General features: G+C 72.5%; 19 protein-coding genes. 9 read left to right on the top strand and 10 right to left on the bottom strand.

The window, feature by feature from the left end; genetic code table 11:
- Nucleotides 1–5: 5 nt before the first annotated feature.
- From ACFYW9_RS10355 to ACFYW9_RS10345, 3 genes are all read right to left on the bottom strand, one after another.
- Complete coding sequence (locus tag ACFYW9_RS10355; protein WP_351860159.1) at nucleotides 6–293, bottom strand: hypothetical protein; 288 nt, start codon at nucleotides 291–293, stop codon at nucleotides 6–8.
- Nucleotides 294–372: 79 nt separating this feature from the next.
- A complete protein-coding gene (locus tag ACFYW9_RS10350) occupies nucleotides 373–654 on the bottom strand; it encodes a hypothetical protein (protein WP_389147314.1) in 282 nt (93 codons plus the stop codon).
- Nucleotides 651–1,334, bottom strand: coding sequence for a hypothetical protein (locus ACFYW9_RS10345; RefSeq protein WP_389147311.1), 684 nt, complete (start codon nucleotides 1,332–1,334; stop codon nucleotides 651–653). Before ACFYW9_RS10345 ends, ACFYW9_RS10350 begins: the two co-directional genes overlap by 4 nt.
- Nucleotides 1,335–1,619: 285 nt before the next feature.
- Between ACFYW9_RS10345 and ACFYW9_RS10340 the strand changes: the two genes are divergently transcribed.
- The 3 genes from ACFYW9_RS10340 to ACFYW9_RS10330 all read left to right on the top strand — a co-directional run bounded on the left by ACFYW9_RS10340 (nucleotide 1,620) and on the right by ACFYW9_RS10330 (nucleotide 4,320).
- Nucleotides 1,620–2,426 carry a lytic transglycosylase domain-containing protein gene (locus ACFYW9_RS10340; RefSeq protein ID WP_389147308.1) on the top strand — a complete coding sequence of 269 codons (807 nt, stop codon included), beginning with the start codon at nucleotides 1,620–1,622 and terminating at the stop codon, nucleotides 2,424–2,426.
- A gap of 84 nt (nucleotides 2,427–2,510) precedes the next feature.
- Nucleotides 2,511–3,524, top strand: coding sequence for a hypothetical protein (locus ACFYW9_RS10335; protein ID WP_389147305.1), 1,014 nt, complete (start codon nucleotides 2,511–2,513; stop codon nucleotides 3,522–3,524).
- 181 nt (nucleotides 3,525–3,705) lie between these two features.
- The gene (locus tag ACFYW9_RS10330) at nucleotides 3,706–4,320 is read left to right on the top strand and encodes a sigma-70 family RNA polymerase sigma factor (protein ID WP_389147302.1); all 615 of its coding nucleotides are present in this window, start codon (nucleotides 3,706–3,708) and stop codon (nucleotides 4,318–4,320) included.
- A gap of 78 nt (nucleotides 4,321–4,398) precedes the next feature.
- Here ACFYW9_RS10330 and ACFYW9_RS10325 read toward each other — a convergent pair whose 3' ends face one another.
- Nucleotides 4,399–7,335: a BTAD domain-containing putative transcriptional regulator gene (locus ACFYW9_RS10325; protein ID WP_389147299.1), complete on the bottom strand. Its 2,937-nt coding sequence runs from the start codon at nucleotides 7,333–7,335 to the stop codon at nucleotides 4,399–4,401.
- A 316-nt stretch (nucleotides 7,336–7,651) separates the two neighbouring features.
- Here ACFYW9_RS10325 and ACFYW9_RS10320 point away from each other — a divergent pair, with 316 nt between their 5' ends.
- Together ACFYW9_RS10320 and ACFYW9_RS10315 are read left to right on the top strand one after the other, a co-directional pair.
- Nucleotides 7,652–8,305, top strand: coding sequence for a rhomboid-like protein (locus ACFYW9_RS10320; protein WP_389147296.1), 654 nt, complete (start codon nucleotides 7,652–7,654; stop codon nucleotides 8,303–8,305).
- 9 nt (nucleotides 8,306–8,314) lie between these two features.
- Nucleotides 8,315–9,721: an NAD(P)/FAD-dependent oxidoreductase gene (locus ACFYW9_RS10315; protein ID WP_389147293.1), complete on the top strand. Its 1,407-nt coding sequence runs from the start codon at nucleotides 8,315–8,317 to the stop codon at nucleotides 9,719–9,721.
- 70 nt (nucleotides 9,722–9,791) lie between these two features.
- On the opposite strand, the gene ACFYW9_RS10310 is transcribed toward ACFYW9_RS10315, so the two are convergent.
- The 3 genes from ACFYW9_RS10310 to ACFYW9_RS10300 form a co-directional block, all read right to left on the bottom strand.
- Nucleotides 9,792–11,291 carry an MFS transporter gene (locus tag ACFYW9_RS10310; protein ID WP_389147290.1) on the bottom strand — a complete coding sequence of 500 codons (1,500 nt, stop codon included), beginning with the start codon at nucleotides 11,289–11,291 and terminating at the stop codon, nucleotides 9,792–9,794.
- An 80-nt stretch (nucleotides 11,292–11,371) separates the two neighbouring features.
- Nucleotides 11,372–12,352: a zinc-binding dehydrogenase gene (locus ACFYW9_RS10305; protein ID WP_351860137.1), complete on the bottom strand. Its 981-nt coding sequence runs from the start codon at nucleotides 12,350–12,352 to the stop codon at nucleotides 11,372–11,374.
- 58 nt (nucleotides 12,353–12,410) lie between these two features.
- The gene (locus ACFYW9_RS10300) at nucleotides 12,411–13,577 is read right to left on the bottom strand and encodes an FAD-dependent oxidoreductase (protein WP_351860135.1); all 1,167 of its coding nucleotides are present in this window, start codon (nucleotides 13,575–13,577) and stop codon (nucleotides 12,411–12,413) included.
- Nucleotides 13,578–13,791: 214 nt separating this feature from the next.
- Here ACFYW9_RS10300 and ACFYW9_RS10295 point away from each other — a divergent pair, with 214 nt between their 5' ends.
- Entirely contained in the window at nucleotides 13,792–14,514 is a 723-nt protein-coding gene (locus tag ACFYW9_RS10295; protein WP_389147285.1) for a pentapeptide repeat-containing protein, read from the top strand.
- Nucleotides 14,515–14,540: 26 nt separating this feature from the next.
- On the opposite strand, the gene ACFYW9_RS10290 is transcribed toward ACFYW9_RS10295, so the two are convergent.
- Entirely contained in the window at nucleotides 14,541–15,041 is a 501-nt protein-coding gene (locus tag ACFYW9_RS10290) for a hypothetical protein (protein WP_351860131.1), read from the bottom strand.
- A gap of 162 nt (nucleotides 15,042–15,203) precedes the next feature.
- Between ACFYW9_RS10290 and ACFYW9_RS10285 the strand changes: the two genes are divergently transcribed.
- A complete protein-coding gene (locus ACFYW9_RS10285; protein WP_389147282.1) occupies nucleotides 15,204–16,613 on the top strand; it encodes a M1 family metallopeptidase in 1,410 nt (469 codons plus the stop codon).
- A gap of 138 nt (nucleotides 16,614–16,751) precedes the next feature.
- Here the strand turns inward: ACFYW9_RS10285 and ACFYW9_RS10280 are convergent, their stop codons facing one another.
- Nucleotides 16,752–17,327, bottom strand: a complete 576-nt coding sequence (locus ACFYW9_RS10280) for a TerD family protein (RefSeq protein WP_351120692.1) — start codon at nucleotides 17,325–17,327, stop codon at nucleotides 16,752–16,754.
- Nucleotides 17,328–17,519: 192 nt separating this feature from the next.
- Between ACFYW9_RS10280 and arfB the strand changes: the two genes are divergently transcribed.
- A complete protein-coding gene (gene arfB, locus ACFYW9_RS10275) occupies nucleotides 17,520–17,948 on the top strand; it encodes an alternative ribosome rescue aminoacyl-tRNA hydrolase ArfB (protein ID WP_326787036.1) in 429 nt (142 codons plus the stop codon).
- A gap of 63 nt (nucleotides 17,949–18,011) precedes the next feature.
- Here the strand turns inward: arfB and ACFYW9_RS10270 are convergent, their stop codons facing one another.
- Nucleotides 18,012–18,575 carry a flavin reductase family protein gene (locus ACFYW9_RS10270; RefSeq protein ID WP_351860127.1) on the bottom strand — a complete coding sequence of 188 codons (564 nt, stop codon included), beginning with the start codon at nucleotides 18,573–18,575 and terminating at the stop codon, nucleotides 18,012–18,014.
- 490 nt (nucleotides 18,576–19,065) lie between these two features.
- On the opposite strand from ACFYW9_RS10270, the gene cdgB reads away from it, so the two are divergent.
- Nucleotides 19,066–20,787, top strand: coding sequence for a diguanylate cyclase CdgB (gene cdgB / locus ACFYW9_RS10265; RefSeq protein WP_351860125.1), 1,722 nt, complete (start codon nucleotides 19,066–19,068; stop codon nucleotides 20,785–20,787).
- The last annotated feature ends 15 nt before the right edge of the window (nucleotides 20,788–20,802 follow it).

The raw sequence follows: 20,802 nt of genomic DNA, 5'->3' as shown, positions 1-20,802 counted from the left end.
CGGGCCTACGCGAACACGAAACTGATCAGCGGGCCCGCGGTGGCCACGAGGACACAGCCGCCGAGCACCATGCCGAGCCGGCTCATGTGCTCCGAACTCTCGCCCCGCTTGACGGAGACGGCCATCATCGCGCCGGTGATCAGCACGCCGGCGACACCGGCGGCGGTGCCGGCCCAGGCGGCTATGCCGAGGACCGTGTTGACCTTGGAGGTGAGCGCACCGGGGGCATTGGCCGCGGGCTGCGGGACGCCGGCGGCGAGGATGGTGGAGGCTTCGTGGAGCAGAGAGGACATGAGGATCTCCGAGGGGTTCGGCGCCCGGCACGAACGGTGGGCGGGAAGGTGACTGGCTTTGCGGGAAGGTGCGTCGAGGTCAGGGACCGAGGAGTTGAAGGCTGCCGAGGGCCGCGACGAGCGGACCGGCGCACGTGGCGACCAGGCAGCTGAGGGTGACGAAGAAGACGCCGCGGAAGTGTTCGCCGCCCTCACCGGGGTCGCCGCGGCGCAGCTGGAGCGCCATCTGGATGCCGACGATGATCAGTCCGCCGACACCGCAGGCGGAGGCGCACCAGGCGAGCAGACCGAGGATCGTGTCGGCCTCCACCGGCGGGGTGTAGGCGGCCAGGAACCGCGCGTCGAAGAGGGGCCGGGTCACGACACGGCTCCCTCGCCGTAGAGTTCGCCGCCCACCAGCTTGGCGAGGGCGGCGAGTTGTCTCGGGGTGGACTTCGGGCGGCCACCCGTACGCCAGGCCGGTATCCACGGCACGCGGTGCACCCGGGCGACGGAGCGGAGCACGCGGATGCGGCGCAGCAGGCCGAGCGGCAGCCGTCCGGGAGCGTCGGCGACGAGGACCACGCCCAGCAGTTCGATTCCCTGCGGGGCGTTGCCGTCCTTGAGCGCGCCCAACGCCTGGGAGACGGAACGCAGTCCCCGCGCGCTGGTCCGGCCGACCAGGACGACCCGGCGGGGCTCGCCGCGGGCGGGGTCCGGCCAGCGGGCTCCCACCTCCACTCCGCCGAACGCCTCGGCCAGCGAGGTCGCGCCGGAGCCGCCGTGCGCCTTGACCCAGCCGACCTCGTCCCGCGACTTCCCGCGTACCGGCCCGGGCCGCTTCGTCTGGCCCCAGGCCGCCTCCGGGGAACCGGAGGCCCGCGCCGCCCGCCGCCCTGCGGACCGCGGCGGGACACCCTTGGGGTGGGCCGCGGCCTGTGGGGCGGCCTGCACGGCGGCCGGAGCACGAGGCGGCGTCCCGGCCTGCGGCACGGGTGCCGCGAGCTGGTCGCCGGGCGCCCGCGGAGGCGTGGGCCGGGCGCCGGGATCCGGGATGAACACCGTCTGACCGGCGGGGTCAGGAGCGGGCCGTGCTTCCGGGGGCGCCGGTTGTGGGTTCTTGGGTCCCCGTACCCATGCCCCCGGGCCCGACGGCATTGCCGAAGGAGTGCCCATGTGTGCCCCGCCCCCCTTTTCGCTCGTTGATCCGCTGCTCTGGCTCATCTGGTTTCCACTGGTTTGAACTTATTTGCTCCGGGCCCCGTTTCGGTCTGTCGAGCCCGTCGGACAGCACAACGGGCCATGTGGCCGCAGCGGTTCAAGGCGAGGGGAAGAAGGCGGGCGCTCATGAGCGGAGAGAGCGGGGAGGGCGGTGCGTCGACCGCCGTCAGGAACGGGATCATCGCGGGCACCGGCTGCGGTTGCCTGCTGTCGCCGCTCGCCCTGGCCGGAACGCTGGTCGTCGTGGTGATCCTGGGCGGATTCGGCGTCCTGCTGGCCCCGCTCATCGCGCTGTACCTGCTGTTCCACGGAGGCGGCGGCAGCCCCCCGAGCCAGGCCGACGCGGACCAGTCGCTCGGCATCTTCCAGGGCGACGGCAAGGGCCGGCTGGACACCTCCACCGTCCCCGCGGACCTGGTGGACCCCATTCAGAAGGCCGGCGAACTGTGCGGCGCGATCGGCCCGATCGTCATCGCCTCCCAGATCGAGAAGGAGTCCGGCTTCAACAGCGCTCTGGTCGGCCCGAACGGCGAACAGGGCCTCTCGCAGCTGCCGCCCGAGATCTTCACGCAGTACGGCAAGGACGACGACGACAACGGCAAGACCTCCGCCCTGGACGCGAAGGACTCGATCATGGCGCAGGGCCGCTACCTGTGCGAACTGGCCAAGCAGGGGCAGCAGATGATCGACAACGGCGAGGTGAACCAGAGCGGCGGGGACGGGACCGCCAACAGCGTCCTGGACCTCGCCCTGGCCGCCTACGACGTCGGGATGGACGCCGTCCGCGCGGCCAGAGGGGTGCCGGAGACGAACGAGGCCCAGGGCTATGTCCTCGCCATCCGCGCCCAGTTCGCGAAGTACCAGGGCATCGGCGCCCCTCCCTCGGGCGCCACTCCGGGCGTCACGCCCGACCCTGACGCGACCACGACCTGACCACGACCTGACCACGACCGCGACCGTGACGACGACCGCGACCGCGATCACTTCCACCCAGACCGCCGCATGAGGAGGACAGCCATGGCCCGCTTCGATGTGTACATCTCCGGTGAAGGGCTCGCCGAGATCGACGGACACACCCTTGCCACCGCGCCCGGCCAGACCGTTCACGAGGCCGTCCTCGACCGGTTGCAGGGGCACGCGCACGAGCGTGCCGGCGCCGTGGCGGCGACGGTGTACGACGGTCCCGGCGGCGCCCGCTTCGTGCTGGAGGTGCTGCCGGACGGGTCCAGCCGCGTCCTCGAACCGGAGGAGGAACCGTTCGACGAGCCCGAACCCGCGGCTCCGGCAACCCCCACCCGGGCCGCTGCCCCAACGACCGCTGCCCCAACGACCGCTGCCCCGGCGGCCGCTGCCCCGGCGGCCGCTGCCCCGGCGGCCGCTGCCCCGGCGGCCGCTGCCCCGGCGGCCGCCGCTCCGGAGGCCCTCGCTCCGGCCGGCGCCCCCGTCGCTCCCGCCACCGTCGTCGTTCCCGTCTCCGCCGCGGCCACCGCCGTCGCCACCGCGGTCGCGCGGGCCCGCGCCACGGCCGCCGCCCGCGCCGAGGTACCGGACCCGGGTGCCGTCGCGGCCCCCGCCGCCGACACCGCTCTCCCCGCCGGCCTCACCGAACGGATCGGCCGTATCAACGAGCTGGCCGCCGACGGCCGGCTCGACGAGGCGTTCGCCGACGCGACCGCGTTGCGCGAGAGCCTGACCGGCTCGGTGGGCGCCGAGCACCCGCACGCCGTGGAGGCCCGGGCCGTCGAGGCGTACCTCGCGCACCTGCGCGGCGATCACCGGGAGGCCATCGTGCTGGCCCTGGCCGTGGCCCGGATCCGGTGCGGCGCCAGGGACGGCCGGGCACCCGCGGAGGTGGCGCGGGCCGCGGCCGCCTGGCAGCAGCTCGACGACGACCGGGCGGTCGTCGCCCACGGGCGTGAACTCCTGCACATGTGGGACACGTTGGACCGGCACGGCCTGCTGCCCCCCGGCCACGCGGCACTCGTCGGGCAGGTCCGCGGACAGGTCGACGCCCTGGAGGCGTACGTCTGAGTCACCCCGCGCGACCTCGCCGCCACCCCTGGTCACACCCGCCCCGACCAGCTCGTCCATCACTTCGTACACCCGACGTCAAACGAACGTGGAACGACGCTCGGAACACTCCGTTCCCCAGGAGGCCCCGGCCCCAGGTCCCCCCGACCGGGGCCGGTCATCGCAAGGAACAGGAGCACCCATGAATGTCACGGTCATCGGATCCGCGAGCGCGGTCTCTCCCGAGGAACGGGCGCTGCGTGACCTCTACCTGGAACACGGCCCGGCGCTCTACACGTATGTACTGCGCATGCTGGGCGGGGACACGCACCGTACCGAGGACGTCATCCAGGAGACGCTGCTGCGCTGCTGGAACAAGCGGAACCTGGCCGATGGCGAGGGGATGGCCGTACGCCCCTGGATGTTCCGGGTCGCCCGCAACCTCGTCATCGACGCGCACCGGACGCGGATGGCGCGGCCGTTGGAGATAGGCGGTGCCACCTGGCTGAACGAACTGGGCGCCGAGGCGGACGACATCGAGCGGATGCTGTCGTCCATCGTGGTGCAGGAGGCGCTGCGGGCGCTCACTCCCGCCCACCGCGACGTGATCCGGGCGACGTTCCTGGAGGACCGCACCACCCAGGAGGCGGCCGAGGCCCTGGGCATCCCGCAGGGCACGGTCAAGTCCCGGGTGTACTACGCGCTGCGCGGTCTGCGGTTGGCGCTGCGCGAACACGGTGTCTTCGCGGACGAGGACGGCCGGCTCCGGCACCCGGCACCGGAGCCGGCACCGGAGCCGGTCAGGGCCGCCGCCTGACCCCCCGGACCCCTCCTGCCCATGCCGGGCACGCCTGGCCCCGCGGACCCCGCCTGTTCTCGCCCCGCCCGCGTCCCATCACGCCGGACCGGTTCCTCCGGGATCGGAGGCTTCCAGGTCGCGCAGGGTTTCCCGCAGGTCGGCGGCCTCCGGGTGGGAGTTCTCCTCCAGGAGGGCGAGCGCCGCCCGGAAGGCGTCGATCGCCGCGTCCCGGTCGCCGGCGGCGAGCCGGGAGTCGGCGATGTGGCGCAGGGTGTCGGCCTCCAGATAGTGGTCGCCGATCTCCTGGTACAGCGCCAGCGCGCGCTCGAAGCGTTCGACGGCGGCGTCGTACTGCCCGAGCTGGTGGTGGGCGTAGCCGACACTGTCCTGTGCCCCGGCCTCGCCGATCGGGTTGCCGATCTCCTGGTGCAGGGCGACGGCCTTCTCGCAGTGTTCCAGCGCCTTGCCGTGCTCACCGAGCAGGATGTACGTCCATCCGACCTCGTTGAGGACGATGGCCTCGCTGCTCGTGTCGCCCTCGGCCCGGTACAGCTCGCGGGCGTGCGTGTAGTGGTCGAGCGAGACGGTGAACCGGCCCTCCCCGTTGGCCTGGTAGGCGAGACAGCGCCGGGTGCGTGCCTCGCCGAACGCGTCGCCCTCGGCCCGGAACAGCTCCAGCGCCCGGCCGAGGTCCCGCCGCGCCTCGGCGGAGTGCGCGAACCGGGTGTGGAAGAAGCCCAGACCGCGCAGGGCGTGCGCCTCGCCGAGACGGTCGCCGATCGCGCGGGAGGCCCGGAGCGCGGAACTGTTGATCTCCATCAGGTCGTGCCAGAAGCCCAGCCGGTCGAAGTACAGGTCCAGTCCGACGGCGGTGCGCCAGGCGTGGTCCTCGTAGCCGTGGGTGGCGGCGTGCTCGACGACCGACCGCAGGACGTGCCGTTCCGTGCGCAGCCACTGCATGGCCTTCCTCCGGCCGGTGAACCGGAGCGCGCCGCTGTCCGTTGTGCTCGACGGCAGGGGGATGGTCTCGCGGAGCGGGCTGATGATCGCGGAGGCGTGGTGAGTGGTGTGCAGATAGTGGTCGTACATCCGGCGCAGCGCAGCGCCGCGCCGCTCCTCGGTGTCCTCGGTGTCGGCCTGTTCGCGGGCGTAGGCGCGCAGCAGGTCGTGGAAGGCGAAGCGGCCGGGCGCGTGTTCGCCGAGCAGGCTGGCGCCGGTGAGTTCGGCCAGCAGCGCGCGGACCGGGCGTGGGGGCACCGCGGTCAGGGCGGCGGCCACGGCCGTGCTGATGTCGGGTCCCGGGTGGAGGGACAGCCGGCGGAACAGTTCCGCCGCGGCGGACGGCAGTGCGTGGTACGACCACGAGAAGACGGCGCGCGCGTCCGTGTGGGCGTCGCCGCCGGTGAACGCGTCCAGGCTTCCGTGGGTCTCGCGGAGTTCCCCCGCGATGTCCGCGAGCCGGAAGCCGGGGTGGTGGGCGGCCCGCGCCGCCACGATGGCGAGGGCCAGCGGCAGCCGGGCGCACAGCTCGACGATGGCGTCGGCGGCCTCCGGTTCGGCGTCCACCCGCGTGGCGCCGATGCGCCGGGTGAGCATCGCGCGGGCCTCGCCGGTGGTCAGCGGGCCCAGGGTCAGCGGGTGGGCGCCGTGGCCGGCCACCAGTCCGGTCAGCCGGCTGCGGCTGGTGACGATGACGAGACAGCCCGGTGTGCCGGGCAGCAGCGGTCGTACCTGCCCGCTGTCACGGGCGTTGTCCAGCACGATCAGGACGCGCCGGCGGGCGAGGACGCTGCGGTAGAGGGCGGCCTGCGCGTCGAGCCCTTCGGGGACGGCCTGCGGGGCCACGCCGAGGGCGACGAGGAACGTCTCCAGCGCCTCGGCGGGTTCCATGACGGAGCCGCCCTGGTCGTATCCGCGCAGGTTCACATAGAGGCTGCCGTCGGGGAAACGGTGGGCGACCCGGTGCGCCCAGTGCACGGCCAGGGTCGTCTTGCCCGCCCCCGCCATGCCGTTGATGAGCCCGACGACGGCCGCGTCCGGATGGTCCTCGGCGGGCAACAGCGCGTCCACCCGCCCGAGTTCGACGTCACGGCCGGTGAACAGGGGCAGGTCCGCCGGGAGCTGGGAGGGGTGTACGCCGCCTGCGGCCCGTATCGGATCGTCCCGGTCGGGGTCGTCCGCCCGCTCGGCGTAGGGGCCGTCCTCGGTGTCCGTGCCGTCCGCCGCCGCCGATACCGGTGCCGGCGGCGACAGGCCCGGGTCACCGGCCAGCAGTCGTGCGTGCGCGGCGCGCAGGGACGGGCCGGGTTCGATGCCGAGTTCGTCCACGAGCGTGCGGCGGGTGCTCGCGTAGACCTCCAGGGCCTCGGCCTGCCGTCCGCAGCGGTACAGGGCCACCAGCAGCAGTTCGCACACGGCCTCGCGCAGCGGCTGTGCGGCGCGCAGTGCCACCAGTTCGGGCAACACCGTTTCGTGGCGGCCGAGTTCGAGCTCCACGCGGAGCCGGTACTCCAGGGCGGTCAGCCGCCGCTCGGCCAGCCGCGCCCGCTCGGTCTCCGCGAACGGCCCGGGCACGCCGGCCAGGGGGGTGCCGGGCCAGCCGGTGAGCGTGGTGTCCAGCAGCCGGGCCGCCCCGCGGCTGTCGCCCCGGGCGCGGCTGTGCTCGGCGAGCGCCAGGCCCTCCTCGAACTCGGCGAGATCGCTGGTGATCTCCTCGGTCCGCAGCGCGTATCCGTCACCGATGGACACCACGAGCCGGGGCGGTGCGCCCGGGCTCCGTTCGGACTCCAGCAGCTTGCGCAGCCGCGACACGTAGGTGCGCAGCACGGGGACGGCGCCGGCCGGCGGGTCGTGGCCCCAGATGCCGTCGATGAGTTCGTCGATGCCGACCGCTCGCCCGCGTCGCAGGAGCAGGAGCGCGAGCACGGCGCGTTGCTGGGGCGAGCCGAGTGCCAGTTCCGTCTCGCCCCGCCAGGCACGCAGTGGGCCCAGTAAGGAGAAACGGAGAACTTCCGCACCATCAGTAACCTTCACAGCACCAGAGAGTAGCCAGGGCCGCTACGAACACTCTGTCGATTCGGCCAATTTCACAGGTCGTGTCGTGTACGCGACGGGGCGGCCCCGGATACCCGCGCCGGACCCCGGAACCGCCGGGCCTCGGCCACGCTTTTCGAGGGTCTCCAGCGCGCCGTCGGGGGCGGCGGTACGGATCATGGGCCGGGGCCAAGAGGTCCCCGCGGCCGCCCGCCCGGGCCGGGTCCGCCGTTGTGCCGGGTGCTCCCGTGACCCGCTCGGCTCGTCCGGGATGTCGATCGCGCCGGGGACACCGCGGGCATGGGTCAATCAGGTCATGCGGGGTGAACGGTTCTTCCACAGGGTGTGGATGTACGTGCGCGGGGCGCCGGGCACGTACATCTGGCTGACGATCCTCTTCGTCACCACCGTGGCCCTGCACCACATGTCCCCGGATTTCGAAGAGGACTTCCTGCGGCAGCGCTCGACGAACATCCACGAGCTGTCGAACAACCCGGTGCGGGTGCTGTTCGCGAGCGCGATGTGGATCGACGGCGGGCACTGGATTCCGTACGCCGTTCTCTACACCGTCTTCCAGGCACCCGCCGAACGCTGGCTGGGAACCGCCCGCTGGCTGGCGGTCAACGCGGCCGCGCACGTGCTGTCGACGCTGGTCAGCGAGGGCGCGCTGCTCTGGGCGATCAAGCACGGCGTGGCACCGCACTCCGCGGTCGACACCCTCGATGTCGGAGTGAGCTACGCCCTGGCGGGGGTGGTCGGCGTGCTCACCTACCGGATCGCCACGCCCTGGCGATACGCGTATCTGGTGGCCGTCCTGGCGGCGTACGGGATTCCCTTCGTGATCGAGCGCTCCTTCACCGATCTCGGGCATTTCACCTCCGTTCTCATCGGACTCGCCTGTTATCCGCTGACCGGAGGGCGCGGAGAAACACGGAATCCGAAGGAGACAGCCGGCACCCGGCGGAGTTAGCGTCCCGCCATGAGCAGCTCGGCGGGCAAGGTCGTGAACGGTGGCATCTCCTTCTGGTACGCGGACGACGGCCTGCCCGCGCCCCGGGAGCCGCTGCCCGGCGACGCGACCGCCGACGTCGTCGTGGTCGGCGGCGGCTACACGGGACTGTGGACCGCGTACTACCTGAAGAAGGCGGCCCCCTTCCTGCGCGTCACCGTCCTGGAGCAGAAGTTCTGCGGCTACGGCGCCTCCGGGCGCAACGGCGGCTGGCTCTACAACGGCATCGCGGGCCGCGACCGGTACGCGAGGCTGCACGGCCAGGAGGCGGCCGTACGGCTCCAGCGGGCCATGAACGACACCGTGGACGAGGTCGTCCGGGTGGCCGCCGAGGAAGGCATCGAGGCCGACATCCACCAGGGCGGTGTCCTGGAAGTGGCCTACACGCCCGCCCAGCTCGCGCGGCTCAAGGCCTTCCACGCCCACGAACTGTCGTTCGGCGAGAAGGACCGCGAGCTGTACGGCGCGAAGGAGACCGCCGAACGGATTCGCGTCGCGGACGCGGTGGGCTCGACCTGGACCCCGCACGGGGCCCGGCTGCACCCGGTGAAGCTGGTCAAGGGGCTCGCCGCCGCCGTGGAGGCGCTCGGCGTCACCATCCACGAGCAGACGCCGGTGACCGAGATCCGACCGCAGCACGCGGTGACCCCGTACGGCACCGTCCGCGCCCCCTACGTCCTGCGCTGCACCGAGGGCTTCACCGCGAACCTCAAGGGCCAGAAGCGGACCTGGCTGCCGATGAACTCGTCCATGATCGCGACGGAGCCGCTGACGGACGGCCAGTGGGCGGAGATCGGCTGGGAGGGCCGCGAGACCCTCGGCGACATGGCCCACGCGTACATGTACGCCCAGCGCACCGCCGACGGCCGGATCGCGCTCGGCGGCCGCGGCGTCCCGTACCGCTTCGGCTCGCGCACCGACAACGACGGCCGCACCCAGCGGTCCACCGTCGACGCCCTGTACGAGATCCTCGTCCGCCTCTTCCCGTCGCTGATCGGCGTCCAGGTCTCCCACGCATGGTCGGGTGTCCTGGGAGTCCCGCGCGACTGGTGCGCCACGGTCACCCTGGACCGCTCGACGGGCCTCGGCTGGGCCGGCGGCTACGTCGGCTCCGGCGTCGCCACCGCCAACCTCGCCGCACGCACCCTGCGCGACCTCGTGCGGCAGGACTCCGGCCAGGCGGGCGCGACCGAGCTGACCGCCCTGCCCTGGGTCGGCCACAAGGTCCGCAAGTGGGAACCGGAGCCCTTCCGCTGGATCGGCGTCCACGGCATGTACGCGACCTACCGCACGGCCGACCGCCGTGAAGGGACCACCCACAGCCCGGAGTCGTCCCGGCTGGCCCGGATCGCCGACCGGGTGGCGGGGCGCCACTGACCCGGTGCCGGTGTGACCCCCGGCCGCCGGCTCCCCGCGGCCCGGGGCCACACCGTCCGGAGGACCGGGGTCAGCCCACCGATTCCGCGACCGCCGCGTCCGACGGCGCGTGCCTGGGGGCCTTGGCCGTGACCATGAGCCCCGCGACCAGGCCGGCCAGCAGCATGATGCCGACGGCCCACCAGATGGCCACGGTGTACCCGTGGACGACGCCCTCCCGGGTGATCAGCTCCCTCTGCGCGGGGTCGCGGAGATGGGCGGCGATGTAGGCCGTGCTCGCGGTGGTGGCGATGGTGTTCAGCAGCGCCGTGCCGATCGAACCGCCCACCTGCTGCGAGGTGTTGACCGTCGCCGAGGTGACGCCCGCGTCCTGCGGGGCGACCCCGGCGGTCGCGGTGGCGAAGACCGGCATGAAGGTCAGGCCCATGCCGAGACCCAGCAGGAGCAGCCCCGGCAGCAGCTCGGTGGCGTAGGCGGAGTCGACGGTGAGCTGGGTGAAGAACAGCATGCCGCCGGCCGCGAGGACCATGCCCGGGACCATCAGCACGCGCGGCGCCACACGGGGCAGCAGCCGCGCCGAGATCTGCGTCGAGCCGATGATGATCGCGACGGTCAGCGGCAGGAACGCCAGACCGGTCTTCACCGGCGAGTATCCGAGGACGACCTGGAGGTAGTAGGTCATGAACAGGAACACGCCGAACATGCCGATGACGGCGAGCCCCATCGTCAGGAAGCAGCCGGCGCGGTTGCGGTCCTTGACGATGTGCAGCGGCAGGAGCGGGCTCGGCGCCCTGTTCTGCCACCACACGAACGCGACCAGCAGCGCGACCCCGCCCGCGATCAGACCCAGCACCAGCGGGGCCGACCAGCCGTGCGACTCCGCCTCGCTGACCCCGTACACGATCGCCACCAGTCCGCCGCAGCCCAGCACCGCGCCGGGCACGTCCAGCCGGACGTTCTTGTGGCCGGGCCGGTCGCGCAGCAGTCCGAACGCGCCGAAGACCGCGATCACCGCGATGGGGATGTTGACGTACAGACACCAGCGCCAGTTCAGGTACTCCGTCAGCACGCCGCCCAGGATGAACCCGATCGCCGCGCCGGAGCCCGCCAGCGCTCCGTAGACACCGAACGCCTTTCCACGTTCCTTCGGGTCGGTGAAGGTCGTGGTCAGCAGGGACAGCGCCGAGGGCGCGAGCAGGGCGGCGAAGGCGCCCTGGAGGGCGCGGGCGGCGAACAGCATGCCGGACGTGGTCGCCGCGCCGCCGATGCCCGACGCCACCGCGAAGCCGATCAGCCCGATGACGAAGGTGCGTTTGCGTCCGACGAGGTCGGCGACCCGGCCGCCGAGCAGCAGCAGCCCGCCGAAGGCCAGCGTGTAGGCCGTGATGACCCACTGCCGGTCGCCGTCGGATATGCCGAGAGCGTGCTGCGCGGACGGAAGGGCGATGTTCACGATCGTCGCGTCCAGCACGACCATGAGCTGGGCGAGCGCGATGATCACCAGCGCCCACCAGCGATGGGGGTCGGGACCCGCGGGCGCTTCTGGTTCACCTGTCCGGGTGACACTCATTCGCCCAGAAGACCATGGAACGGAAGGGGTCGCATCTTTGGGCGATTCGGCCTCGTGGGGCGCGTTCCACCGGCTCGTGGTCATGGTTCCAGCACCACCTTTCCGATCGTCGCCCTGTTCTCCAGGGCCCGGTGCGCCGCGGCCGCCCCGGCGAGGGGGAAACGGGTCACGGCCGGGACCAGGCGGCCGGCCGCGGCCTCGGCCAGGGCCCGCAGTTCCAGGGTCCGCACGGGGTCGGGTCCGCCCGCCCTGCGCATCATCACGGGGCCGAGCACCTGCTCGGACACCCCTTCCACGAGGTACGGGGAGCCGCCGCGCAGGCCCGCGCCGGACCAGCCGAAGACGAGGTGCAGGCCGCCGGGGCCGAGCAGCCCGACGGCCTCCCGGGCCACGTCACCGCCGACGCCGTCGAGCACGACGGTCGCCGCCCGGCCGCCGAGGTGCGCGCGGACCTTTTCCGGCCAGCCGGGATCGGTGTAGTCGACGGCCGGATCGGCGCCGTTCGCGCGGGCCAGCGCCACCTTCTCGGGGCCGCCCGCGAGGCCCACCACGGTCGCGCCCGCGTGGTGCGCGTACTGCACGAGGAGCGTGCCGACGCCGCCCGCCGCCGCGGGCACGACGACCACGGAGGAGGGGCCGAACTCGGCGAACTGCGCGATCCCCATGGCCGTACGGCCCGTCCCGATCATGGCGACGGCCTGCGCGAAGTCGAGGTTCCCGGGAATGTCGTGGAGGCGCTCGACGTCCGTGACCGCCAGCTCGGCGTAGCCCCCGGGGGCGAAACCGAGGTGGGCGACGACGCGTCTGCCGAGCCAGAGCCCGGCGACGCCCTCGCCGAGGGCCTCGACGGTTCCGGCGACCTCACGGCCGGGGACGGTCGGCAGGACGGGCTCGGGGGCCGGGCCGCCCCGCATGCCCGCGCGCAGGGCGGTGTCCAGGAGGTGGACGCCCGCGGCCGCCACGGCGATCCGGACCTGGCCGGGTCCCGGCTCGGGGTCCTCCGTCCGCTCGAGGACGAGGTTCTCGGCGGGACCGAAGGCGTGCAGTCGGATCGCGTACATCGGGGGGCTCCTCGGAATCGGCGGGATCGGCCGGTCGGGCCCTGACCACTGTTCAACCTCAAGCCCGCTTGAGGTCAAGGCGCTCCCGGAGGCCCAGGGCCAGCGACACGGCCTCCATCGCGCTGTTGAAGGACACCTCCGAGAGCACCCCGGGAGCCGCGACCTGGTCGCCCACGAGGTAGACGCCGTCGCCCCGGTCGATGCGCGGACGGTCCCGCCAGGTCGTGCCGGGCAGGTCGACCGCGCCCGTACGGCCGTTCGCGACGCTCGTGCGCCGCCAGGTGACGCGCTCGCGCCAGCCCTGGAAGGCGAGGTCCAGGAGCTGCTCGGCACGGGCGGCGCCGTGTGCCCCGGACTCTCCCGGGGCGATCGGGAACTGCCCCTGGAGGAGCTGCTCACCGGCCGGGGCGAGGGTGCGGTCCCGGGCGGTGAAGCGCTCGATCCAGCCCGGCGCGTCCAGGTCGGAGACGGCGAACGCGTCCCCGCGGCGGCTCCGCAGCGCCAGGTCGACCAGCGCCGTACGGCCGCTCGGCCAGGTCAGCGAGTCGTCCTTGAGCAGACGGCGGGCCGAGGCCAGCGAGGTGGCGACGATGACCGGGCCCCGGCCCTCGGGGACGGCGTCCACCCGGGCCAGCGTCTCCATCCGCACGCCGAGGTTCCACGCCCGCCCCGCCATCCGGTCGATGACGCCGGCCCAGCCGCCCCGGGGGCAGTGCACCTCCGTCGGCACCTTCATGGCCCGGCGCAGCCGCTCCTGCACGAACGCCGCCGACAGCGAACCGGGATCGTGGTGGAAGAGGGCGACGGCCGAGTAGTGGGCCGCGGCCCGCGCGCCCTCCTCCCCGGCCTGTCCCCTCGCCCAGGTCATGAAGTCGACGTCCGCCGGAGCCCGCTGGCCGGAGCGCCGCAGCAGCTTCAGCATCGCGAACGGCGGGGTGCGGCGCAGCACGCCCCGGTGCCGCAGGCGCAGCCGGGCCGCCTCCAGGGGCGGGATCGGGGCGAGCGCTCCGATCAGGTCCCGCTGACGGAGCCAGGTCCAGTGCGGGCCCGCGCTGTAGAGGGCGTGCGGTCCCTCGTTCGTCCGGTAGGGCCCCTCGGCGGTCCGGGCCCGCCCGCCGAGGGTGTGGTGAGCTTCGTACACGGTGACCTCGGCACCCGCCTCGGCGGCGGTGACGGCGGCGGTGAGTCCGGCGAAGCCGCCGCCGATGACGGTGATGCGGTACATGGCTGGAGGTCTCCTCTGCTCGGTGTCTGCTCGGTGCCGGCCGACCTGCGCTCGCGCTTTTGGCGTGCTCTGACGACAAGGCTTTCCGTGGGTACGACGTGACGCGGGCCCGCGATGTGACATGCCGTGCGTTTCCGCAGGCCGGCGCGATGTGACATGCGGGCGCTCTCGTGGGCCGGCGCCCGTTGTCAGTGGCGGCGGGCAGGATGGGGGCATGGCGAGGAGAGTGGCGGGCGGACGCGACGGGACGGGTGCGAAGGCACCGGGAGCCGGTCCGAGGGCGGCACGGCGGCCGGAGCTGCGGCTGCCCGCGCTGGAGCCGTACGACGGCGCGGAACTGGAGCCGGACGGCGACTACGACGGGCTGGAGTTCCGGGAGGCGGACTTCGCCGGACAGGACGGCGGGGGAGCCCGCTTCATGGACTGCGCGCTGACGGGCTGCGCGCTGGACGAGACACGGCTGCACCACGCGCGCGTGCTGGACTCGGTCCTCACGGGCATCCGGGGCGTGGGCACCGATCTCGCCGAGTCGACGCTGCGCGATGTCGAGCTGATCGACGCCCGCCTCGGCGGGGCGCAGTTGTACGGCTCCGTCCTGGAGCGGGTGGTCGTGCGCGGCGGGAAGATCGACTATCTGAATCTGCGCAAGGCGAGACTCAAGGACGTCGTCTTCGAGGGCTGTGTCCTGGTCGAGCCGGACTTCGGGGGCGCCCGCCTGGAGCGGGTGGAGTTCGTGAACTGCGTCCTGAAGGGAGCGGACCTCACCGGGGCCACCCTCGTGGACGTGGACCTGCGCGCGGCGGCGGAGCTGGACATCGCGCGGGGCGTGGAGCGGCTCGCGGGCGCGGTCATCAGCACCCACCAGCTCCTGGACCTGGCACCGGTGCTGGCGGCCGCCCTGGGGGTGCGGGTGGACGGCGGCGCGGAGGGGGTCTGAGACCCACCGGCTGTCCGGTCCGCCCGCTAGGAGACGCGGGGGAAGCGGGCCTGGAGCGTCCAGATCGCCGGGTTCTCGGCGAGGTCCTCGTGCAGGTCGGTGAGGTCCGCGAGCAGGTCGTGCAGGAAGTCACGGGCCTCGCGGCGGAACTCGGTGTGCGAGAAGGTCAGCGGCTCCTCGTCGCCCGGCATCCAGTCGGCCTCGATGTCCACCCAGCCGAAGCGGCGCTCGAAGAGCATGCGGTCGGTCGACTCGGTGAAGTCCAGTTCCGCCTGCTGGGGGCGGGAGGCCCGGCTGCCCAGCGGGTCGCGGTCGAGGTGCTCCACGATGTCGCACAGCGCCCACGCGAAGTCGAGCACCGGTACCCAGCCCCAGCCCGTGGACACCTCCCGGTCCGTCTTGGTGTCGGCGAGGTACACGTCCCCGCAGAACAGGTCGTGCCGCAGCGCGTGGACGTCCGCGCGGCGGTAGTCGGTCTGCGGGGGGTCGGGGAAGCGGTTGGAGAGGGCGTAGCCGATGTCGAGCACGAGGTGATGGTGTCACGCCGGGCGGCGCCCGCTTCCCGGTCGGCCCAGGGAGGCGGTTTCCGGCCGGAGAGGGGGCACCGGGGCGGCGGTTTCCGGACGGTCCGGGGACGTTCGGCCGCAGGGACGCGGCGGGTGGCGGAGCGGCCGCCTAGGATCGCGGATGTGCCCCGATCTTCCGTCACCGTCCCCTTTGCCCTGGCTCTCGCGCTCGTCGCCGGGCTCACCGCCTGCGGCGGGGACGGCGTGCACGGGAAACCCGGCGCGGCCGGCGTCGGCGACCCGTACTTCCCGAAGATGGGCAACGGCGGGTACGACGTCGCGCACTACGGACTCACCCTGTCCTACGACCCCCGGGACGAACGGCTGACGGGAACGGCCGAGATCACCGCGCGGGCCCTGGAGGACCTCAGCGCCTTCCGTCTCGACCTGCTGGGGCTGGACGTCTCCGACGTCACCGTCGAGGGCCGCGGCGCCCGCTGGAGCCGGGCGGGCCAGGAACTGACCGTGCGTCCGCACGACGACCTCGACAAGGGGGAGACGTTCAGCACGACGGTCCGCTACTCCGGGATCCCCCGGACGATCACCGACGCCGACTCCTCCAAGGAGGGCTGGCTGCGCACGGCCGACGGCGCCCTCGCCCTCGGGGAGCCCACGGGGTCGATGACCTGGTTCCCCGGCGACCACCACCCCTCCGACAAGGCGTCGTACGACGTCAGGATCACCGTCCCGAAGGGCCTCCAGGCCGTCTCCAACGGCGAGTTGACGAGCGAGTCGACCACGGACGGCCGGACGACCTACGCCTGGCACACCGCGGAGCCGATGGCGAGCCATGCGGCGACGCTCGCGATCGGCAACTACGACGTCACCCGCTCGACGGCGAAGAACGGGCTGCCGGTCTACACGGCGGTGGACCCGACCCAGAAGCAGGCGAGCGAGAAGGTGCTGGGGGAGATCCCCGAGATCATGGACTGGGCGGAGTACAACTTCGGTCCCTACCCCTTCTCCTCCACCGGGGCGATCGTGGACCGCGCCGACGACGCGGGCTACGCCCTGGAGACCCAGACGCGCCCCGTCTTCCCCGGCGCGCCGGACACCAAAATCCTGGTCCACGAACTGGCCCACCAGTGGTTCGGCGACTCGGTCACCCCGAAGTCCTGGCGGGACATGTGGCTGAACGAGGGCTTCGCCACCTACGCGGAGTGGCTGTGGCAGGAGGACCACGACGGCGACTCGGCCGAGGAGATCTTCAACTCCCTCTACAAGGGCGACTACTACGAACCGGTCGACAGCGGCGAGATCTGGGCCTTCCCGCCCGCCGACCCGCCCGGTGCCGCGCAGATCTCCGACCCGCCCGTCTACTACCGCGGTGCGATGGTCCTGCACAAGATTCGCCAACTGGTGGGCGACGACACCTTCTACGACATCGTCCAGGGCTGGGCCGCCACCCGGCGTCACGCGAACGCGGACACGGCCGCGTTCACCGCGTACGTCGAGAAGGCCGCGCCGGACAAGGACTTCGGCGGGATCTGGAAGAACTGGCTGTACGGAAAGGGCAAGCCGGCCCACCCGTGAGCCGGCGGGCAGGCCGACGCCCGTGAGCGCCCCGGCGTCCCGCCCGCCGGACAGCCCGGACGGCGCCGCCCCATGAGAGGAGCCCCCGGGTGAACCGCGGTCCGGGGGCTTCGCTCATCGTGCGCGTGCGCGCGGCTGTCAGACGCTGACGCCGAAGTCCTGCGCGATACCCGCGAGACCCGAGGCGTAGCCCTGGCCGACCGCGCGGAACTTCCACTCCGCGCCGTTGCGGTAGAGCTCGCCGAAGACCATGGCGGTCTCGGTGGCGGCGTCCTCGGAGAGGTCGTAGCGGGCGATCTCGGTGCCGCCGGCCTGGTTCACGATGCGGATGTAGGCGTTGCGGACCTGGCCGAAGTTCTGCGTGCGGGTCTCCGCGTCGTAGATGGAGACCGGGAAGACGATCTTCTCGACGTCGGCGGGGAGGCCCGCCAGGTTGACGTTGATCGCCTCGTCGTCGCCCGCGCCCTCACCCGTCCGGTTGTCACCGGTGTGGACGATGGTCTGGTCCGGGGTCTGCTTGTTGTTGAAGAAGACGAAGTGGGCGTCCGAGTAGACCTTGCCCTGGGGGTTGACCGCGATGGCCGAGGCGTCGAGGTCGAACTCGGTGCCCGTGGTGGTGCGGACATCCCAGCCGAGGCCCACGGTGACGGCGGTCAGGCCCGGCGCCTCCTTGGTGAGCGAGACGTTGCCACCCTTGGACAGGCTTACAGCCATTGTTGGGAGTCCCTTCCCTCGTGACATACGGGCTTCGTACTGGGGACGAAGCTACCGTCACCCCTATGAACGCCGAGGGGGGTACCCGAGGTTCCGCCTGTCTTTACCTTTTTTACCCAGACTCCCCTCTTCACCCCGAGAGACGCCGAAAATCGCGTGACGCGGACCGCCCGCGCGGGCGACCATGAACACATGTCCGGTCCCTATGTCATCCGCGGCTCCGTCTCCCTGCCCGAGGCCGAGCTCATGTGGCGTTTCTCGCGCTCCGGCGGGCCGGGCGGGCAGCACGTGAACACCAGCGACTCGCAGGTCGAGCTCCGCTTCGACCTCGCGAACACCGAGGCGCTGCCGCCCGTGTGGAAGGACCGCGCCCTCGAGAAGCTCGCGGGACGGCTCGTCGACGGGGTCGTCAGCGTCCGGTCCTCCGAGCACCGCTCCCAGTGGCGCAACCGCGAGACGGCGGCCGTGCGCCTGGCCGCCCTTCTCGCCGAGGCCACCGCGCCGCCGCCCCGGCCGCGCCGCGCCACCCGTATCCCCCGGGGCATCAACGAACGCCGGCTGCGCGAGAAGAAGGCCCGCTCCGAGACCAAGCGCGGCCGCACGGGCCGCGACTGGGGCTAGGCCCGAGCCGTCCCGAGCCGTCCCCCCCCGGCCGTCCCGAGCCGTCACGCTTGCCCGGGCCGCTTAGCCGAGCTGCCGGTAGCGGCCCTTGAAGTACGTCAGGGGCCCGCCGTCGGCGCTCGGCACCCGGGCCGTCAGGACGCGGCCGATGACGAGGGTGTGGTCGCCCGCGGGGATCCGCTGCTCGGTGCTGCACTCCAGGGTGGCCAGGGCGCCGCCCACCAGGAGCGCCCCGGACGCCTCGCCGCGGACGTACGGGATGTCCTCGAAGAGGAGCCGGTCGCTGATGCGGCCCTTCATGGAGAAGCGGCCGGCGATGTGGCGCTGGCTCTCCGCGAGCACGGAGACGCCCCACAGCGGCTGTTCGTCGAGCAGGTCGTCCATCCGGGACCCCTCGCGCAGGCTGACCAGGACCAGCGGCGGGTCCAGGGAGACGGACATGAACGCGGTCGCGGTCATGCCGACGTCCTCGCCGCTCGGCCCGTCGGGGGCCAGCGCGGGTTCGTGCGCGGTCACCAGGACCACACCCGCGGCGAGCCGGGTCATGGCGGCGCGGAACTCGTCGTTGCTCACCCCCTCAGCATGCACGGACGGGGTGGCGGTGAGGACAGGGGGAGTCGTGAGCACGCCGAAACGCTAGTCTCCGCGCCGGGGGCGCCGCATCGGACCTCGGCCCGAACCGGGACCTAGGTCCGGGGACCGAGAGAGGTCCGGGCGGAGAGGACCCGGCGCCGGGGCCGGAGACGGGGCGGGCGAACGCGGAGGGCGGGACGGCCGTACTCTCGTCCGTACTCGTTCCACGGGTCCGGGCGTGCACAGGTTTTGCACAGTCGGCCAATAATGCATGTGTCAGACACACACGGAAATGCAGAATCTCCACTCAATTGCTCAGGTTTCGCTGTGACTTGAGTCACAGGAGCCATATTTTGTTGACCCTGTGTACCGAGTGGGGAGCGCGCTGTGATTCAGTGGCGGAGGCGTTGAGCGGGGAAGCTACCAAGCAGTACGGCGTGAAGGGGTTCGCGGGGAAGCGCCGGGCAGTCAGCACGGAACCGAAAGAGCACCCAGTACGCCGAGTGAACCCTGGAGTTGCTGCGAGGTCTCGAGGGGAGGGCGAATGGAGACCGAGTCGGAGCCCTACGTCCGTCTTGCGACCCTGCGGCAGCTGCACCAGGTGATGGCGGACATGAACACCGCCCGCAGCCTGGCGGACACGCTGCAGACCGTCGCCGACGGCGTGGTCACCGGGCTCGGCTACGAGCTCGCGTGTGTCAACCTCGTACGCCCCGACGGCGACCTCGTCGTCGCCGCCCTCGCAGGAAATCCCGCGGCCGAAGCCCTCATCACCGGCCGCGTCGGCTCCCGCACGTCCTGGGAGCGCCGGCTCACCATGGGCGAGGCCTGGGGCGACCTGCGGTTCATACCGCACACCGAGGGCTGGGTCCTCGACGAGGACGACGTACCGCAGTGGTACACCGACGGTCCCGCGCCCCGCTTCGAGGACGAGTGGCACCCCTCCGACCGTCTCTTCGCGCCGCTGTACACCCCGAACGTCAACAGCGGCGGCAGCAACGGCGGCGGCCACGGCGAGCTGATCGGCGTGCTGTCGGTGGACCGGCCGCGCAACGGCCGCAAGCCGGGCGCCTGGGGCCGCGAAGCCCTTCAGATGTACGCCTTCCAGGCCGCCATCGCCATCAGCAACGCACGTCTACGCGCGAATATGCAGCGCGCCCTGGTCCGCCTGGAACGCGAGCAGCAGGCTCTGCGCGCCAGCGAGGAATCCTTCCGGCAGGCCTTCGAGTACGCCCCCTCCGGCATGGCGATCGCCGAGATGGGCGGCGACCAGCACGGCCGCATCCTGCGCACCAACGACGCCCTGTGCCGGCTGCTGGGCCGGCCCGCCTCCGCGATGCGCCGCTACTCCTTCTCCGATCTCGTGCACCCCGAGGACATCGGCACCCTGCTGCGGACCTCCGCCGAGGGCGGCCGGGCCGAGCTGCGGCTGGGGCGCCGCGACGGCACCTACGTCTGGGTCCACCTGCGCAACTCCGTCGTCGCGGACGCCGCCGACGGCCCCCGCTTCCTGCTCACCCACGTCGAGGACATAGAGGACCGCAAGCGCCGTGAGCTCCAGCTCGCGCACCGCGCCTCGCACGACGCCCTCACCGGTCTGCCCAACTCCGCCGAGCTGCGCTCCCGGCTCGGCGCCCGGCTGTGCCGGCGCCCGGCGTCCCTGCCGCCCGGCGCGGTCGCCTCGCTGGACGCGGCGTACGGCCACGGGGACCTCACGGACCCGCTGTCCGGCGAGTACGACGACAACGGCCACCCCGCCTACGACGGGAACGGGCACGGCTTCGACTTCCGGGCCGGCGCCGAGGCGTTCGAGGCCTTCGACCACCATGTGCACACCGTCGCGCCCGAGGGCGAGACGGACGACGGCACCAAGGGGCTCGCGGTGCTTTTCTGCGACCTCGACGGTTTCAAGTCGATCAACGACCGGTTCGGGCACAACGCGGGTGACGAGGTTCTCATCGAGGTCGCCCGCCGCCTCACCCACGGGGTCCGGGACGGCGACACGGTGGCCCGGCTCGGCGGCGACGAGTTCGTGGTGCTCGCCGACGGCCTCGGCCGCGCGGACGCCCAGGACCTCGCCGTACGCCTGAGGAACGCGATCATCCCTCCCATCAGGGTCGATGGACGGGCCGTCCGCGTCGGCGCCAGTTTCGGCATCGGGTGGGCCCACTGTGGAATGACGGCGGACGAGGTGTTGAAATCGGCTGACGAACGGATGTACGTCGAGAAACGTTCTCGTCCCAAACAGCACAGGCGCGCGGGGTAAGACGCAGGTCAGTGC

It is taken from the genome of Streptomyces sp. NPDC002698, assembly GCF_042888945.1.
In the GTDB taxonomy this organism is placed as follows: Bacteria; Actinomycetota; Actinomycetes; order Streptomycetales; family Streptomycetaceae; genus Streptomyces.
This window is presented reverse-complemented; position numbering and strand designations above follow the sequence as displayed.